The following is a 15380-nucleotide window of genomic DNA, read 5'->3' on the forward strand; positions in this document are numbered from 1 at the left end:
AGACCTCGTATGCCGGTACACACCACCAGGATTTTTTCCACAGAAAACCGATCAGGAGTGCACCAAATGTCCTGATCGCAACTAAAATGACGTTTCCCATGAACTGTTTTTCTGTATATTGGTCAGCCTCAACCGTTCGTGCTCACTTTTTGGAGGCAGATGTGAAATTTTTCGTCGCTGGCGTCACGCCTGCCTGGTCTACAAGCTTCATTGTCACCCCCGCGAACCCGAAAATGGGGGTCAAATGGCTGGTGATGGCCTCCCTGAGTGGCAACAACCTGGATATCGCGATCACTGGCGAGGCCGGCATGCGCCACCTGCAGTTCTGTAATGTCGACAGCGACAACCTCGCTGGGCTACGCAAGCTAAGAGCGGAATACCTTGCCCAGCACGCCAGGAGTACCTGCTACCCCCCGCTGCTCGATTTCGACTTCTTTTTCGAGAAAGCGGCTGCGAACATCAAGCAATTGGCTGCAGCCGGATTGGTGTCCCAAGACATAACGCAGGATCTCCAAGATCACCTTGATAACTGCCAGGAAATTCTCAGTCCGACAACGTTCGCCAACCATGTGCGTGAACAAGGCCATGCTGACATTCTTGACAATGCCTACCGCTACACTACCCACCCTGGTGAAATTTCATTCTGGGCTGATTATTGGTCGATAATCATGGGAAAAATTATCAACAAAACGCTAAAGATGCCCTAAAGAAAATTGATTTCGTGCCGGTGGTGTGTGCAACATTGACAGTTTGGCAATGGCTAGGTACTCTCCGCCTAAGACCCGAAGGTAAACAGAATATGGCGATCACCCTGGATAACCCGAATTCGATGGATGGACTGCAAAGTCGCCTTGAGTCCTGCATCGGAAAGATAAAGGGGCATATTGAGCTGAGCAACACCCCGGAACTGTTCGGCTTGGTGGGCAAGGGGGAGGTTGACCAGATCTCGATCAGCATGGACATGGCCAATGGCATTGTTTCCCTGCTGGCCGACTGCATGCTCGGGTTTTCCGCGTTGGAGCTCGATGCCGCCCAAGGAAGTTATGCTGCCGAAGAATCCCATCTGCTGAGAGAAAGGGTTCGTGCGCTGACCAAATCCCAGCAGGGGTTGATAAAACTGTTGCAAGCAGTCAAACATCCAGAGCATGCACGGGCCATTCGTGAGGCCGAAACGCTCCTGAATGAAACGGGCGGCCAGCTGTAAAACTGACCCATCCCTTGAACACCCAACTTCCAGAAGCTTATGATCAAGAAACTCTGGAGGCTTGGCCATGCGTGTTCCCATCATCAAGGTTGACCAGCTTTGGCACATCGGCGACCTGGATATCACCCGAAAATTTGCCTGTGGTAGGAGCCAGGAGGGCAACCTCTTTTCGGTTTCACGCTGCCCGGCTGCCTGGCGAGAGATTGTAAAGCTCGGTGGGTTTGACCTGTATGAAGGGAATGCTGGCTACACACTGATGGATATGCTCTCTATCACGCACCCAGCCACCCAAGCAGGGCGCCAACTGCACGCTCAAGTCAAGCGGTGGTCTTACCAGCAGGGCCTGCTTGAGTCTCGCAGCATTCTCCAGGGGCAGTATTACGATGACGAGCTGGAGCAAACGTGCCTGGTTCGACTGACTGAGCAAGACGTCGACGACGCGGAACCTGACCAGTACGAGCGAATTGATCAGGTAACAATCCATGCTCCGACTGAAAAATTGTGCGAAATTCATAAGTTGCGCTCATCAGAAGACGCCGATGCGTTTGACTTTGCCCTGATTGAATGGGCTCGGATTCATCACCGCGCCACGCTGGACGGGGTCTACTGGAATGAACGCTACAATCCCAGCGCATACGGCGCACCCAGGGCTGGCTTATTCGAGGTCAACATCGAGCATCTGATCAAATGCGACACTTACCCGGAAAATGAGCATGAATTGATCCAGGTGGGCCGGGTTACCTGGGCTCAATTGCAACGAGAAACTCAATATGGTCAATAAGCGAAAATCAATTTTCCACCTTTACACTCCATTTACCTTATATTGACTGACACCGGAACAGATCATCCTTACCATGCAAGTTGAGAATAACAACAAGGAATCTTATCCATGAACATGAAAAAAGCCACCTTTGCTCTCGCTGCTGCCTTGGCGCTCGCCAGCACTTCGGTTTTTGCCGCCCCGGCCTCGCCAGCTGAGCCAATCGGTGCCCATCCTGTCGCTGGAGAAGTAACACCGGCAGAACCAACCCACAAGCATGACAATCCACGTCCAGACCATCCCGCCAAGCACAAGCCTGGCCCGCGTGCAGAAGGCTTCACTCAAGAACTGAACCTGAACAAGGATCAGCGCAGGGTGCTGCATCAGACCATACGCGAGGATATGGGGCAACAGAGGCTGATTGTCAGCCGCTACCTGGAGAAGCTCCCTCAAGCTGAACGTGAGGCCTTGGCTGCCGACCTCAAGGCCAGTCATGATCAACAGTTCGCGAAATTTCTGGCAGTACTGACCCCAGAGCAGAAGGTGAAGGCCCTGGAAGGTTTCAAGAAGTTCTCGCACGGCCCAGCGCATGATCGCGGGGTGCCACCGGCCAGAGCCGATGTGCCAGTAGCTGTGCAATTTCCAGCGAACTTGCCAGCCCCTGCACAGCTTCCGCCAAACATGCCCGTCACAGAGTAAGCAACGAGACCCTCGCAATTCGGGCCCCTCTCGTGTTGCCGCGTCGGCTACAGCCCTAGATCGTCTTCGAGGATCTTGACCAGGCCGACTTGAGGCAGCGCCTCCAAATCAATCCACGCACGATCGACATAGCCCTGGGCCACACAGGCCAGGCGCTGATTGTGAGTGAGCAGATCAAACGCCTGGGTAAACTGCTCCGGATCTACCTTGGCAATGGCCTGCACTATCCGTTTGTGGTGGTCATACTCGGACGTTTTGCTGCTATCCCAAAACTGAGGCGAATCGGGGGTGAAGGACAAGACAGGGGTAACTTGCCCTGTCATGTACTGGGCCAGACTACCTACAGCGCCCGCCTCAGATGGGTAGTGGGTCAAATTGGGGAGTAGCGTCCAGTCGTAACCCTCCAGAATGAAGCTCCCGATGTGTTCCTCTTTCCTGAAGGCGGTCGGTGTGCGGTCAGGATCTACATGGAACTTAACCCCCATCTCGTGCGCTAGCGCAAGGATCCCCTGATTCACCGTGCAGGCCTCAACCTCGGGCATCCTCGGGTGTTTGAGAATAGTGCGGATCAGCGCGTTGTCAATTATGACCCGGATGAAGCCGCCATTCCCGTTGAGCATTTGATGCACAATCGCTTCGATCAGGATCTGCTGCTCGGCCTCGTGCCCGAGCAACCTCATCTCCCACCGACCTTGGTTGTTCATCAGGTCTTGCGCCTTTGCACCCCGGAACAATGCCTCGCCAAGCGCCGGGTACAGAGGGGCCAGTTCGTCCTTCAAGGCAGGGTAGTACAACCAGGCCGCCTCCAGCGACTCAAAGAAATGCTCGGGATTGGCCGCATTGATCGCATGGTTCAAGGCGGCTCGCTGACCTCGAATCACCATGTCCAACGCCACCACGGCCTGATTGCTGCTCGATCCGGTAGGATACTGCCTCAACGCGCCAGCACTGACTTCTCGGCGAATCTTCTCTATGCCGTGAATTGCGACAAAGGCCTCGGGCTTCAGGAGCCTGGCACCTATGTCCCGCTTAACCCGCGCAACCGCAGCATCGGGCGCGTCCAGGACATGCAACTCGACAAGCGCGGCGGAGGTGTTCGCACAGCTGAAGGCTTCGATTCGTCCGTCGATGACCTCGGCCAGGATGACCTGGGGAAATGGACTGCGCGGTGGGGACTGAACCTTGGCGACACTGCCGTCTGGGTTGAGGGTAATCTGGGTGAAGAAGGCAGTGATCATTAAAGGGCTCCATGGCTTTCCTCGATTATGGCTGACCCGGAAAAATGGGGCAACAAAGTGTTGTTACCGCTATATTGGGAGTGATAGCCTATAAGCATAATTCGAACAATAATACGCAGGTGCTGCCATGTCGGAATTGAAACAGCCTCTCGACCTTAACCAGGTGAACGACTACCTCACGTCCCTGATGGTCTTGCAGAAGGCCGAAGCCAACAACGAGCTTGACCCGTACTTCAGGGGCATCGCTGATCAGCTTGGCAAGAATACCGCCGCTAACGCACCGTTTGAGTTGATCTCCAAGTCGTTCTCGCCGGAGAACTCGCTCGACATCAAACTGCAGTACGGCGATTATTGGGAGCAGATCCATGGCCAGGTGAAAGCCGTGGACATGAAATCCAAACTTGCCATCGCCGGCTACAGCGCAGAAGAAATTGACTCGCTGCCACCTGAAGTCGTCCAGCATTTTGCGACCGTTGATGTCTTCCAGGAGCATTTCCCAACCGCTGACAAGAACGACAGCCTCCTGACGCGTTTGACCAACGGCAAAGATGCGCTGTTCGACGCCCTGAACTCCGAAGGCGGCAAGAAAACCCTGACTGCGATCAGCCTGGGTATCTCGATTGGTACCGGCGCCATTGTCACCCGCATGGCCCTGCGTGGCGGTGCGTTCGTGGCCAGCCAGATCATCGGAAACGAGTCGGTGCAGGCGTTTGCCTCCAAGATGCAAAGCCGGGTGGGCAACTACCTGGAGCGCATGGGTGTCCCGACTGGCTCCATTGCTCAGAAGTTCCAGGACTTCAAGGACAACGCCCGTGCGGTCATGGCCTCCGATACCTTCCAGCGCTATGGCCGACCAAGCCTGGCCCTGGCCGGCATTGCCATGGGTGCCCTGATGCTTGGCGACTTCAACCACGAGAAGGCCCTCGACCTCGCCACCAACGGCTTCAACAAAACTGTTGACCTGGCTTCTGCCGGCGTTGAGCTCGGTGCGCAAGGCGCGCATGCCGCCAACGAGGGGATCAAGGTGGCTGGCGAAGCCGTACTGGAAGCCAGCTCCAAGGCCGCCGACCTGGTCGCTGACGCATCTGTCGCGGCTTATGATTCGGTCGCCCAATTTGGCTCCGACGCTGCCCATGCGCTTTCTGGTGGCGTAGGCACCACCATGGACTTCGTGGCTGACACGCCGTAGATGCCTTCCGGGCCGCTGAGACTGGCGTGATTGTCGCCGGCAAGGCCCTGATTCACGGCGTGGAAGCAGGTGCCGAACTGGTGGCCGATGGCGCCAGCGCCGCCTACGACGCCGCGAGCTATGTCGCCGCCACCGCCGTCCAAGGTTCCACTGAAGCCGCAGGCGCGGCATCGGAGTACGTGGCGTCCGCGTACGATGCCACAGCCAACGGCCTGGCGAGTGCGGTCGACAGCGGTCGCCAATTCGTCGGAGACGGCTTGCATGCTGTTGGTGACCACATCACTGGCGCTGGAGACCTGGTGGCCGGCACTGACGCGCCAGCGACTGTGAACGATGCTCTTGCATCAACAGCAGATGCCGCATCTGCTTATGATGAAACCCAGGTGACAGCCAACCGCGCTCCAGATTCCATCATCCCTTCGGCTGGGCATTCGCCAGACTACATTGAGCCGACGCCAGGATCTGATACGCAGGTAGCAAGTGCTGCACCTCAGGCTCACACCATTCACACCATTGAAAAAGGGGATTCGCTCTGGAAAATTGCCAAAGAGCAGTTTGAAGCAAACGGAGTTCAGGCATCAAACGGGCAGATTCTTGAGGCCACAAAGGCCCTGTATGAAGCGAACAAGGAAATGATTGGGGCTAACCCAGACCTGATTTTTCCGGGTAAAGAGCTGCATATCAATCCGGAGCTGTTTGCCGCTCACTCCGTAGCGGAGATTCCGGCAGCAGTCGCCCCAGAGACCGTAGCACCTGTGGTGGCAGCACCAACAAGCGAGCTCGACGCCTTGAACAAACTGCTTGGCAACAACGGCAGCTTCCCATCGAGCATGGTGTTCGCTGATGATCAAGCTGCAGACATCGTGGCGAAGGCTGGGATTGGAAACACCGTGGATCACAGCGCTATCCCCGATGTGAGCGCAACACCACCTGTTGATCCAGATATCAAGTCAAAGCTCGAAACCTTGCTTCAGGAAAGTCCAACCTCGTCGACCCCTGAGACAGGAGCTTTCAAAGACGCGGTCGAGAGGTATGCGAACAAAAACACCAGCTTTACCCCTCCGACCCTGTGAAAATGCCCCCCCGGCTTGCCGGGGGTTAGAAACCCATTTTCTTATCATAAGCTGCGCCTTGAACCATGTCCTGTTTGAGGGCAGCTACAAACGCTTTGTCATCCAACAGGGTTTTGGCAAGATCTGCAGGATCAACCGAGCATACCCCCTTGTTAATGCACATTTCTACCGCACGACGCACGCTGAGCGGGCCTGGATTGGAAGGGTATGGGCTGGACAATCGGTTTCGGAAGAACTCGCCATCTTCTTTGATGTTCTGGTTGACCAGGAAAGAAAAAGACATCGCTCTTGCAAGAACCTCCTCAAACATCCTCAGTTGCTTACCTTTTGTGAGCGATGGCTCCAATGCGATGACGCGTCTTACCTGGTCGGTGTACCCAGCAGTGATCTCTGCAGCCTGAATCCGGCAATGCATCAGTTCGTGCATTAATGTGGAGCCCACTGCGGCTTCACCCTTGCGGAGGAAAACTACAGTACATAGCTTGCGATCCTTTCGCTCCGGCAGCGCTTTATCGTATGCAGCCAGGGCTGTCACGTCTGAAGTGGTTTCCACGTTGATGCGAGGGGCAGAAGCTTGGCTGGATTTTGAGATACCGATCTTATCCATGGCATCAGGCAGAAGCTCTTCAGAAAATTTTGCCCGATTTTTTGCGTCAACAAAATATGGGCTTACAGTCGATGGCAGCACCTTTTCTGCATAGGCCGCCAGCTCATGCCCCTGGGTGCCCGGACGGTACAGGTTCGCGGCTGTCGCATTCAGGGCCAGGAGGAAGAGGGCGCTTGCCAGCAGGAATTGGGTGGTTTTCATGGTGCACCTCGACTTCAGATACACTCAGTATACCTAGCGTTGCCATATTGTCAATATATGGAAAACAAGCTTGATTGCAAAATGCTGGATCTCTCTGGCCTGTGATTTTCTATTCGCCGCAGGCGGCTGGATTGCCATGCTCCACTGGGATGATGGAGCGGGTCTTGCGCGGAGCATTTACCAATTCGACGCGAAAGCGTGGCTCCGCTTTTTGCTTGTGAGGTGCATGTGCCTTGCGGACGAATCACGGCCCCATCCTGCGCGCCTGCATCAGTCAACGACCGGGCGCAACAGACAATTCACCGCTGACCTGGCGATTCGGCGCGAAGCGCGGCTCAGCCTTGCGCTTGAAAAGCTTGCGCAGAAGCTGGTAGCCAAACCTCGATTCGGCGCAAAGCGCGGCTGCTCTTTTACAGCCCCATGTCCAGGGTCAGCGACCGCGCCAGCTGATCTTCCGATGCATCGGCAAGCTCCTGCCCGGTTAACCCGACACCACAGCAGAGCCGAACATCCGGAGTCACAAGCTCAGCCGGCAGGGCGCACAGCGCCCTTTCGAAAAGATGTCGATCGTAGTGAAGCTCCCCTGACCGACCGCTCAGTCCTGCAGTCATCCCGCATTCCGTGAGGAACGTTGAAAGGACAAGCTCTTTGAGGTCAAAAACCCCCAGCTCTTGCCCGCGTTTGAGGGTCATGGCAACCAGTTTGGCGAGCGCGTGGTGGTACAGATGCTCGGAGGACTCAGCGTCCTTAGCTGGACTGTGGAGCCGATCCAGATAAGCCAACAGGCGCTCGCCCATCACTGCAATACTGGCGGCATAAGAGCTGTAGCGACTGATGTAGCTGCCGGTGATGATGTCGTGGTAATGATCCAGGTAGGTGTCGACCTGCTCACGGCCATAGGCGCCGTCACTGTGGGAGAAATTATGCAGAAGCGATGGCTCGGGGCGGATGAATGCCTGCTCGAAGAACTCCCGGTTATCGATCATGTGCTGGGCAATCATGGAATTGCTCAGGCCGCCCAGATCGCCATAGGCAATGAACTTTGAAAATACTTTACACATCTGCAGGACGTCAGCCCTGTTCAGCCGGTGATTTCCAGGAAAGACCGTGCCGACTACGGTGAAATCATCGAATTCGGCAGTCAGTGTCGGGTAATGACAGTTCCAATCCGTCGTGAAAACGTCCTCAAAGCTCACGGTACCCTGTGTATCACGATCGATTTCATTGCGAAATTCTGCTGAATTCGTCTCGGGCTTGAGAAATTCCTTCAGCCACCTGTAGGCCAGTTCATGACAAAGCTCCGTGGGCAGTGCAAAGCGCTGGATGGTAGCGCGGGTCTGAGCTGAAATGGCCTCCAGGCTATGGCCATGAAACGCGATTTGGTGCAGCACCGAGCGCGGCAGCGTATTGACCGGCGAGGCGTTGAGAATGACGGTGGAGCGCCCCGGCTGACCTACTTCGCCGTTGAGCATGGTGGGGTTGAAATGATTGAGCTCGAAGTTGACCGGGAGCGAATCAATTGCCTGGCATCTGGGTTGCGACACATACTCACACAGGTACCGGAGCGCGCCATCCAGATGTTGGCCAAAGCGCAGGCGCATCAGATCGGATTCACCAAAGGATGTTACCGCGCACAGCAGTGCACACTTGTGCAGCGTCGACATGCTCAACACCAGATCGACCAGGTTCTGGTCATTTCCCGCCACCCAGCGATCGCCCAATTCAGCATGCAGAATCCAATTGAGCGCATGCTCATCCTGCTCAAGTCGCTGCATGAACAAGGCCACATCCAGCTCGGCCTCGGCAATTTTGTTGGCAGCGTACCGCGCTGACAGCGCATACATGCACAGCACCACCCTGTTCTGAGGCCCCGGAGAGTCGTCACCACAGAGGACTTGCAGCTCACTGATATGCGTGAACGGATAAGGTGACGACAATGGCTCCTTGCGCTTCAGGGTAACCCTGAGTTGCTCGCTGTTAAACTTGCCATCGGTTTGGTTCCACAGGTCTTGCAGGTTGTTGAACTGGTTCATTTGGCTACTCAAAAGGGTCTGGGTGAGTTGATGGCATCAGCTAGGGAAAGTGTCATGGCTCTACATGCCCAAATCCAGCATGAGAGAGCGCTCACGCTGACTTTCCGTGGCGTTCTCCAGCGCTGCAGGGGAAAGGCCCAGGCCGCAGCAGAGCAATACATCAGTGGTCAGTAAAGGGGCTGGCAGTGCAGCCACGGCTGCAGTGAATTTCCGGGTGTCATGGCGCAGGTCTTGATTGAAGCGAGCTTCATCCGACCTGTTCAACCCGGACTTTTTCAGAAACTCGCGAAGGCTCAGCTGTTTGAGATCAAAGACGCCGAGCTCCTGCCCCCGGTGCAGGGTCAACACCACCAACTTGGCCATTGCATAGGCATGCAGCTGTCCATTGGCGTCTTCCGGAGGCAAGTCAGTGGCCGTAGCATGCAGGGATCCCAGGTAGCTCAGCAATCGCTCTCCAAGCTCGCAAGGATGCGCCTGGACGCTGCAGAAGCGGCTCAGGTACCCACCTGTGACTTCATCCTCGTACTGCGCGATGTAGCGATCGACGTGCGCCTTCCCAAAGGGGCCCTGCAAGTGCATGAAGTTGTGGAAAAGCGAGGGTTCGGGTGCAATGAAAGCCTGTTCGAAAAAGACCTTGAGATTTTCAAGGCTCTTGGTGATGGTCACTGGCGTATAGGCGCTGAGTGAGGCGTATGCCAAGTGTCTGGAAAACGCTGCGCTCATGAGGCGGGCATCATGTGGGTGCAAGCCACTTTGACCTGGCGCCAAAACCTTCAGGTAATGTGCTACATCAAACGAAAATTCGCTCACCGGGTAGAGGGTGTTCCAGGAGGTGGTGAAGAGGTCTTCGAAGGCCAAAATCCCTCCGGACTGGTAGCGGATGTTTTTTCTGAACTCCACGGAGTTGGTGTCAGAGCCGATGTAGTACCTCACGAAATTTTCAGCTTGCTGGATCGCCAACTCACTGGGAATGGTGAAACGCATGATGCGCTGCCAGGTCGAATCCTCAATGGGCAGTACGGCCTCTCGGTTTCGTGAATAGATTTCATGCAGCAATGCACGTGGCAGTGTATTGACCGGCGATGCGTTCAATACCAGGGTTGAGTAGCCTGGCTTGCCATTCTCGGAGTTGATCTTGTTGTAATCCGTCAACATGAAATTAACAGGCAGTGGATCAATCGCCTGGCAACGTGGTTGCTCCGCATACGCGCAGATATGCTTGAGTGCTGAATCCAGATGACCGCTGTAGGCGGACGTCAACGCGGGGAGACTTGGCAGCGTGCTTGACCAGAGCAGCACCGCCTGCTTTTGCTCCAACGACAGGCTCAGCACCAGATCCACCAGGTTCCGATCGTTTCCCGCCATCCACAGCTCACAGAACGTGTTGTGCACCATCCAGCTCAGAGTGTCCTCATCACCCCTGAAATGCTCGAACAATGCAACGACATCTTCGGCTGCGTCAAGCTCTTGCATGCCCTTTCCGAAGTGATAGCGGGTCACGAGATTGTTGAATAACTGCATCGCTTCTCTACCAGGAGGCGTAATCCCAAAATTGGTAACGCCCTGCACATCTTCCAGGCTTTCGAACGGGTAGGTGGTCGTCAAGCGATACGTGCCAGAAAGCAGAATTTCTGCCAGTTTCCAGTAATCATATTGCCCAGATTGCTGGTTTTGCAGGCGAGCTATGTCAAACACTGGCCTTTTCATGTCGTACTCACTTGATCTCATGTTCACAGGCCCATGTCCTGAGCAAGGGCGCGCTCCCACACCCTTTCAGGGGTGCTACCCAGCTCACCGGGGGATAATGTGCCACCCAAGAAGAGCTTGTTTTCCGCCGTTTTGAAGCGCTCCGGCAGCAGATCAAAAGCTTCCAGCTTCCGCGATATCTGGTACTGGTTGTCGAAATTGACTTCATAGACACCTAGCTTTTGGCAAAAATGGTCAAAACTGTCGTCAATCTGCACGAGACCCAGGTTCTTGGCCAGGAACTCCTTGCAACCCAGCGCCAGTCGGACGAGGCCGTATTCGTGGAACAGCCCATCAGTGCGGTCAGCAGTAGTGAGTCTCAGCTGAAAGTTGCGCGAAGGCGTCGAATTCCAATCAGGCATGAGATAACGATAGACATTGACGCTAACGGTCGAATCCGCACCAGAGTCGAGATAGTCATCAATCAGTGCTGTGGTCAAACGGGTAGGGGTCGCATCCAGGAAATTATTGATCAGCGGAAGGCCAGGAATCTTGTCCAGTTCCTGGGCAAGGGTCGCCCCCATTGATGTCAGGATAGTGGGCCCAGACCGATCAGCCATGGCGTAGGTATGGGCGAGTAGGCGCATGAACTTCTCAGCGCAGCCACCTTGCTCACCGCCGAGTTCATATAATATTGGCCAAAACCGCTCATAACCAACTCGTTTGGCGCGCAGAAATCCTCCCACCACCGGGCTTGGCGTCAACGTGAAATCTTCGAATGAAACTATGTCACCGAAGTTTTTTTGCAGATGGCTATTGATGGCGGTGATCACCTGAATGCCCCTGCCGGGCGTGTTGATTTCATCCAGAATCTCCAGCTGATGGGCCGCTGCCATGGGGAACTGCCTTGCCAGTTTTTGGGTTCCAGGCTGCAGGGATGGCCGTTTGGGGCCCTGGCTCATCTTGATCAGCAACGTTTTGGGCAGTGTGTGCAGGGCTGATGCATTGTGACTGATGGCACTGGTGCGTGGATCCCCTGTGGTGGAGTTGGCCATGGCCAACAAACTCGTGTCCGTGGGCAAAATCTGGAAGCTCTGCGCTTGAGGCTCGGCGCACAGGTCGCAAATCTGGTTGATCGCCGAGTCCAAGTTATTCTGATAGGTGTGTTGGAGAGCAGGGGAGGGTCTCAAACCACCCAGAAGAAGCACCAAAGCCAACTTCGAGGCCGGAGGCAGCGATTTGACGAGGTTGATCACATTGAGGTCATTGCCGGCCAGGTAGCAGCCTTGCGTCAGTTCGAAGTGCAGCGCCCAGTTCAGCACCGTTTCATCACGCTCCAGCCGTTGGAACATACTGTTAATCAAGGTCAATGCCGTGGCCGGATCGGCACTGCCTGCCCGCATGTAGGCCGTTTTTATGCCGCGAATACGTGCCGAGTTGCCGTTGAGATGCTGCACCTCGCTGAGGGTTTCAAAGGGATAGGCGCCCACTAGCTCGACGGCATCATTATCCAAACACTCAATAAGCTTTTCCTGGGACAGCACCCAAGCGTCCTTGATCCTGAATTCCATGGTCTGTCGCTCCGGCGCAGTCGTTTCCCCATTATCCCTTAGCTTGGTTGTTCATAACTACAATTTTTTAGTATATTGAGTAGATATGGCGTGCAAAACCGCAATGGAGGAGGGTGCACATGAGAGCATTACTGGTAGGCGGTTTCGTCCGGGACACCCTGTTGGGCCTGAACCCACATGATCGTGACTATGTGGTCATCGGTCAAAGTCCGGACTCCATGCGCGCCCAGGGCTACGTTCTCAGCGGCGAACACTTTCCGGTGTTTCGTCACCCGATCTCCCAGGAAGAGTATGCCCTGGCCCGCTCCGAGAAAAGCACTGGCCATGGGCATGGTGCCTTCGAGTGCGCTTGGGAAGGGGTAACCCTGGAAGACGACCTGTTCCGGCGCGACTTGACTATCAATGCCATGGCCTTGGCCGAGGACGGCACCCTGATTGACCCGTACGGGGGCAAGGCCGACCTGGACGCCGGGGTGCTGCGCCAGGTGTCCCGTCATTTCCAGGAAGATCCGCTGCGCATCCTCCGGGTGGCGCGCTTTGCTGCGCGGTACCAGTTCACCGTGCACCCTGGGACGATGGCGTTGATGCGGCGCATGGTCAAGCAGGACATGCTGGAGACGCTCTCTTCAGAGCGCCTGTGGCAAGAAACCCAGAAGGCCATGCTGACCGATCACCCCGGCATCTACTTCGATGTCCTGGATGCCTGCGGCGCCTTGGAACGGGTCTTCCCTGAGCTGCACTGCCTGAAGGATATCCCGCAGCGCCCCGATTACCACGCCGAGGGTGACACTTGGGTGCACACCCGCATGGTACTGGAGCAAGCCTGCGCCTTCAGCGCAGAACTGGGCGATGCCCGCAAGCTGCGCGTGCGCATGGCTGCCTTGCTGCACGATCTGGGCAAAGCCAATACGCCGTTCGAAGAACTGTGGGCCGACAACGGTGAGTTGATCGGCAGTCATCATGGCCATGAAGACCTGGAGCGCTTCGGGCCTCCCCTGGAGGCGCTGTCGGAACGCATCAAGATGCCGGGCGGTGTTCAACAGTTTGTAGCCGGCGTTGCGATGGTTCACCAAAAGGTGCATGGCATCTTCAAAGCAGGCGGCCATGGCCTGGTCTCGCTGTACCAGGCCCTCGATTTGAGTCGCAAGTTGCGCCATGACCCACACATCATCGACGATGTGGCGTTGGCCTGTGCCGCCGATAACTACGGGCGCCTGACCTTGCTCAAGGACGGCTCCAAGGTGGCACCGACCAGCTATCACCAGGCTGATTACTTCAAGAAGGCTATGCTGACCATCCATTCCGTGGATCCAGGCACAGTCATCAAGGCAATCCTGGCCAAGGGGCATGGACTGAAAACGGCCAAGGAGCAGCTGCTGGCCCGTCAACGCGGATCAGTGAAGCCCATGATTGCCGAACATCGGGCGCTCGGTGAGGCTGCGATTGCCGAAATGCTCGGCACGCGAGCCTGACCCATTAATTGAATCGGCGCGCCGCTGGGTTTGCCGATCTATACAAAAGGTAAATTCGATGAAAATGCTGTATTGCCTGGTCTGCCGAGACGTTTTCAGTGTTCGCCAAGACCGCGAAAGAACCTGTATTTGTGGCCAAAGCAAATGCCGGTATGAAGACGATTCGGTAACCGTGACGTACACCGGGCCTGCGGTCATGCTAGGGTTTGCCAACAGTCTGATGGCCGGCGCCATTCGCGATCAGATCACGCATCAGGATCACGGCCTGAACTACCTGCCATTTCCGATGGAAGATCAGCTCCAGGGCCGGCAATTCCAGGGATGGGTCATTCCTTATGGTGCAGACGCTCTGAACAAGCTGGATGACCATCCCGACTGGGACAGTCTTAAGGTGGCCCGCGAAGGCTATGTGGACACCGAGTAGGGCAGCCGCCCTACTTGGCAATGACCTCTTTCGCTGCCGCCGTCAGATCCACCCCAGTGCGCTGCTTGTAGGTACTGAAAGTGTCCTGCAGGGTCAGCTCGAAGCACCGCTCAAAGCTATCACCCGACACGTCGGCCCATCCCTGGCAATAACCTGCGACCCAGACAGTCAACAGCTCGTTGAGTCGCTGTGGCGCAGACTCGGCTTGCGAGCTTTGCGCAGGCTTGATCGATGGCAGGGTGCTGATGGTGGGCTTCACCGCCTGCTCGGGTGTGGTGGGCGCCGGTTGCAGAGATGCCGTGGCGCACCCGGCAAGCGCCAGGCATAACAGGGCAGGAGTCAGTGCTGCTTTGAGGTGATGGACGATCATGCTTTTTCTCTCTTGTTGTTGATCAATCTGTGTTTCAGGCAACCGTACTCAGCTGTAACGCCGGGACATAGTAGGTGCTGCGCCCACCCTTTTTCGAAACGGCCACCGCATTGCCGAGCGGATCCACTTTGCGCCCGTAGACCTGGAAGGTGGCTTGGAAACCACCCTTCTTGTTGTCTGCATCCACATAATCGGAAATCGAGGAGCCACCCAACTCAATGGAGCGCAGCAGCATCTGCTTAATCGCCGGCACCATGGCCTGGGCCTGGCCAAGACTCAGCCTGCAAGTGGGCATTTCAGGGTCGATTCGTAGCTGGTACAACAGTTCGCACGCATAGATATTGCCAATCCCCGTCACAAATTTCTGGTCGAGCAGAAAGCTCTTGATCGGGCGCGTGGATTTGCGTGTCAAGGCAAACAGGTGATCTGCGGTGAAAGCGGCGCTCAAAGGCTCCATCCCAACCTTGGCGAGGTATTTGTTTTCCGACAAATCCTGCTCGTATAAGAGGAACCCGAATTTTCGGGCATCGTTGTAGACCAGCTCGCTGCCGTCCGGAAACCAAGACGAACGTGGTCGTGTTTGGCCGGTGCTGGGTCAATCAGCAGCTTGCCCGTCATACCGAGGTGAGCCACGAGATAACCGCGATCGAGGACAAAGACCAGGTATTTGCCACGTCGCTGCACATCGACCACCGTTCGGCCAACCAGGTGCTGCTCCAGATCTTCCTGAACTCGCTCGCGCAAACGCGAGGTGAGGGTGGTCACCCTGGTGAACTCACGCCCTTTGAGGCGGGCGAGGCTATTTTTGACGCATTCTACTTCCGGCAATTCTGGCATGACGCCCTCGATCATG

General features: G+C 55.9%; 16 protein-coding genes. 8 read left to right on the forward strand and 8 right to left on the reverse strand.

Features of this window, described 5'->3' with window-relative positions; all coding sequences use genetic code 11:
- Nucleotides 1–161 precede the first annotated feature (161 nt).
- The 4 genes from DV532_RS28225 (at nt 162) to DV532_RS28240 (ending at nt 2663) form a co-directional block, all read left to right on the forward strand.
- On the forward strand, nt 162–707 hold the full coding sequence (locus DV532_RS28225; protein WP_156675912.1) for a hypothetical protein: 546 nt from the start codon (nt 162–164) through the stop codon (nt 705–707).
- A 92-nt stretch (nt 708–799) separates the two neighbouring features.
- Nucleotides 800–1204: a hypothetical protein gene (locus tag DV532_RS28230; protein ID WP_056798547.1), complete on the forward strand. Its 405-nt coding sequence runs from the start codon at nt 800–802 to the stop codon at nt 1202–1204.
- A 67-nt stretch (nt 1205–1271) separates the two neighbouring features.
- On the forward strand, nt 1272–1985 hold the full coding sequence (locus tag DV532_RS28235; protein WP_056798544.1) for a hypothetical protein: 714 nt from the start codon (nt 1272–1274) through the stop codon (nt 1983–1985).
- Between the two features lie 108 nt (nt 1986–2093).
- A complete protein-coding gene (locus DV532_RS28240; RefSeq protein WP_056798541.1) occupies nt 2094–2663 on the forward strand; it encodes a hypothetical protein in 570 nt (189 codons plus the stop codon).
- A gap of 47 nt (nt 2664–2710) precedes the next feature.
- Here DV532_RS28240 and DV532_RS28245 read toward each other — a convergent pair whose 3' ends face one another.
- Entirely contained in the window at nt 2711–3901 is a 1191-nt protein-coding gene (locus DV532_RS28245) for a hypothetical protein (RefSeq protein ID WP_056798539.1), read from the reverse strand.
- A gap of 127 nt (nt 3902–4028) precedes the next feature.
- On the opposite strand from DV532_RS28245, the gene DV532_RS28250 reads away from it, so the two are divergent.
- Together DV532_RS28250 and DV532_RS28255 are read left to right on the forward strand one after the other, a co-directional pair.
- Nucleotides 4029–5090 (forward strand): hypothetical protein, encoded by a 1062-nt coding sequence (locus DV532_RS28250; protein WP_120715488.1) that lies wholly within the window; start codon nt 4029–4031, stop codon nt 5088–5090.
- A 26-nt stretch (nt 5091–5116) separates the two neighbouring features.
- Complete coding sequence (locus DV532_RS28255; protein ID WP_120715489.1) at nt 5117–6163, forward strand: LysM peptidoglycan-binding domain-containing protein; 1047 nt, start codon at nt 5117–5119, stop codon at nt 6161–6163.
- Nucleotides 6164–6188: 25 nt separating this feature from the next.
- Here the strand turns inward: DV532_RS28255 and DV532_RS28260 are convergent, their stop codons facing one another.
- From DV532_RS28260 to DV532_RS28275, 4 genes are all read right to left on the reverse strand, one after another.
- Entirely contained in the window at nt 6189–6971 is a 783-nt protein-coding gene (locus DV532_RS28260; protein ID WP_056798532.1) for a hypothetical protein, read from the reverse strand.
- Nucleotides 6972–7381: 410 nt separating this feature from the next.
- On the reverse strand, nt 7382–9004 hold the full coding sequence (locus DV532_RS28265) for a hypothetical protein (RefSeq protein ID WP_056798529.1): 1623 nt from the start codon (nt 9002–9004) through the stop codon (nt 7382–7384).
- A 60-nt stretch (nt 9005–9064) separates the two neighbouring features.
- Entirely contained in the window at nt 9065–10711 is a 1647-nt protein-coding gene (locus tag DV532_RS28270; protein ID WP_156675911.1) for a hypothetical protein, read from the reverse strand.
- 23 nt (nt 10712–10734) lie between these two features.
- The gene (locus DV532_RS28275) at nt 10735–12261 is read right to left on the reverse strand and encodes a hypothetical protein (RefSeq protein ID WP_056798524.1); all 1527 of its coding nucleotides are present in this window, start codon (nt 12259–12261) and stop codon (nt 10735–10737) included.
- 119 nt (nt 12262–12380) lie between these two features.
- On the opposite strand from DV532_RS28275, the gene DV532_RS28280 reads away from it, so the two are divergent.
- Complete coding sequence (locus DV532_RS28280; protein ID WP_056798521.1) at nt 12381–13733, forward strand: HD domain-containing protein; 1353 nt, start codon at nt 12381–12383, stop codon at nt 13731–13733.
- Between the two features lie 58 nt (nt 13734–13791).
- Nucleotides 13792–14157, forward strand: a complete 366-nt coding sequence (locus DV532_RS28285; protein ID WP_056798518.1) for a hypothetical protein — start codon at nt 13792–13794, stop codon at nt 14155–14157.
- A gap of 10 nt (nt 14158–14167) precedes the next feature.
- Here DV532_RS28285 and DV532_RS28290 read toward each other — a convergent pair whose 3' ends face one another.
- Genes DV532_RS28290 through DV532_RS31310 form a run of 3 tightly spaced genes read right to left on the reverse strand, consistent with a single transcriptional unit; the run spans nt 14168 to nt 15379 of the window.
- Entirely contained in the window at nt 14168–14527 is a 360-nt protein-coding gene (locus tag DV532_RS28290; RefSeq protein WP_056798516.1) for a hypothetical protein, read from the reverse strand.
- A gap of 34 nt (nt 14528–14561) precedes the next feature.
- A complete protein-coding gene (locus tag DV532_RS28295) occupies nt 14562–15017 on the reverse strand; it encodes a hypothetical protein (protein WP_162949016.1) in 456 nt (151 codons plus the stop codon).
- Nucleotides 14972–15379 (reverse strand): DNA-formamidopyrimidine glycosylase family protein, encoded by a 408-nt coding sequence (locus DV532_RS31310; protein WP_120715492.1) that lies wholly within the window; start codon nt 15377–15379, stop codon nt 14972–14974. The genes DV532_RS28295 and DV532_RS31310 overlap by 46 nt, the downstream gene beginning before the upstream one ends.
- Between the last annotated feature and the right edge of the window lies 1 nt (nt 15380).

The sequence above is a fragment of the Pseudomonas sp. Leaf58 genome (genome assembly GCF_003627215.1).
GTDB lineage: Bacteria > Pseudomonadota > Gammaproteobacteria > Pseudomonadales > Pseudomonadaceae > Aquipseudomonas.

Coding starts and splice junctions, on each gene's coding strand:
- DV532_RS28250 (WP_120715488.1), top strand. CDS start 4,029: ATGTCGGAATTGAAACAGCCTCTCGACCTTAACCAGGTGAACGACTAC.
- DV532_RS28260 (WP_056798532.1), bottom strand. CDS start 6,971: ATGAAAACCACCCAATTCCTGCTGGCAAGCGCCCTCTTCCTCCTGGCC.
- DV532_RS28270 (WP_156675911.1), bottom strand. CDS start 10,711: ATGAAAAGGCCAGTGTTTGACATAGCTCGCCTGCAAAACCAGCAATCT.
- DV532_RS28240 (WP_056798541.1), top strand. CDS start 2,094: ATGAACATGAAAAAAGCCACCTTTGCTCTCGCTGCTGCCTTGGCGCTC.
- DV532_RS28290 (WP_056798516.1), bottom strand. CDS start 14,527: ATGATCGTCCATCACCTCAAAGCAGCACTGACTCCTGCCCTGTTATGC.
- DV532_RS28265 (WP_056798529.1), bottom strand. CDS start 9,004: ATGAACCAGTTCAACAACCTGCAAGACCTGTGGAACCAAACCGATGGC.
- DV532_RS28285 (WP_056798518.1), top strand. CDS start 13,792: ATGAAAATGCTGTATTGCCTGGTCTGCCGAGACGTTTTCAGTGTTCGC.
- DV532_RS28235 (WP_056798544.1), top strand. CDS start 1,272: ATGCGTGTTCCCATCATCAAGGTTGACCAGCTTTGGCACATCGGCGAC.
- DV532_RS31310 (WP_120715492.1), bottom strand. CDS start 15,379: ATGATCGAGGGCGTCATGCCAGAATTGCCGGAAGTAGAATGCGTCAAA.
- DV532_RS28245 (WP_056798539.1), bottom strand. CDS start 3,901: ATGATCACTGCCTTCTTCACCCAGATTACCCTCAACCCAGACGGCAGT.
- DV532_RS28280 (WP_056798521.1), top strand. CDS start 12,381: ATGAGAGCATTACTGGTAGGCGGTTTCGTCCGGGACACCCTGTTGGGC.
- DV532_RS28230 (WP_056798547.1), top strand. CDS start 800: ATGGCGATCACCCTGGATAACCCGAATTCGATGGATGGACTGCAAAGT.
- DV532_RS28275 (WP_056798524.1), bottom strand. CDS start 12,261: ATGGAATTCAGGATCAAGGACGCTTGGGTGCTGTCCCAGGAAAAGCTT.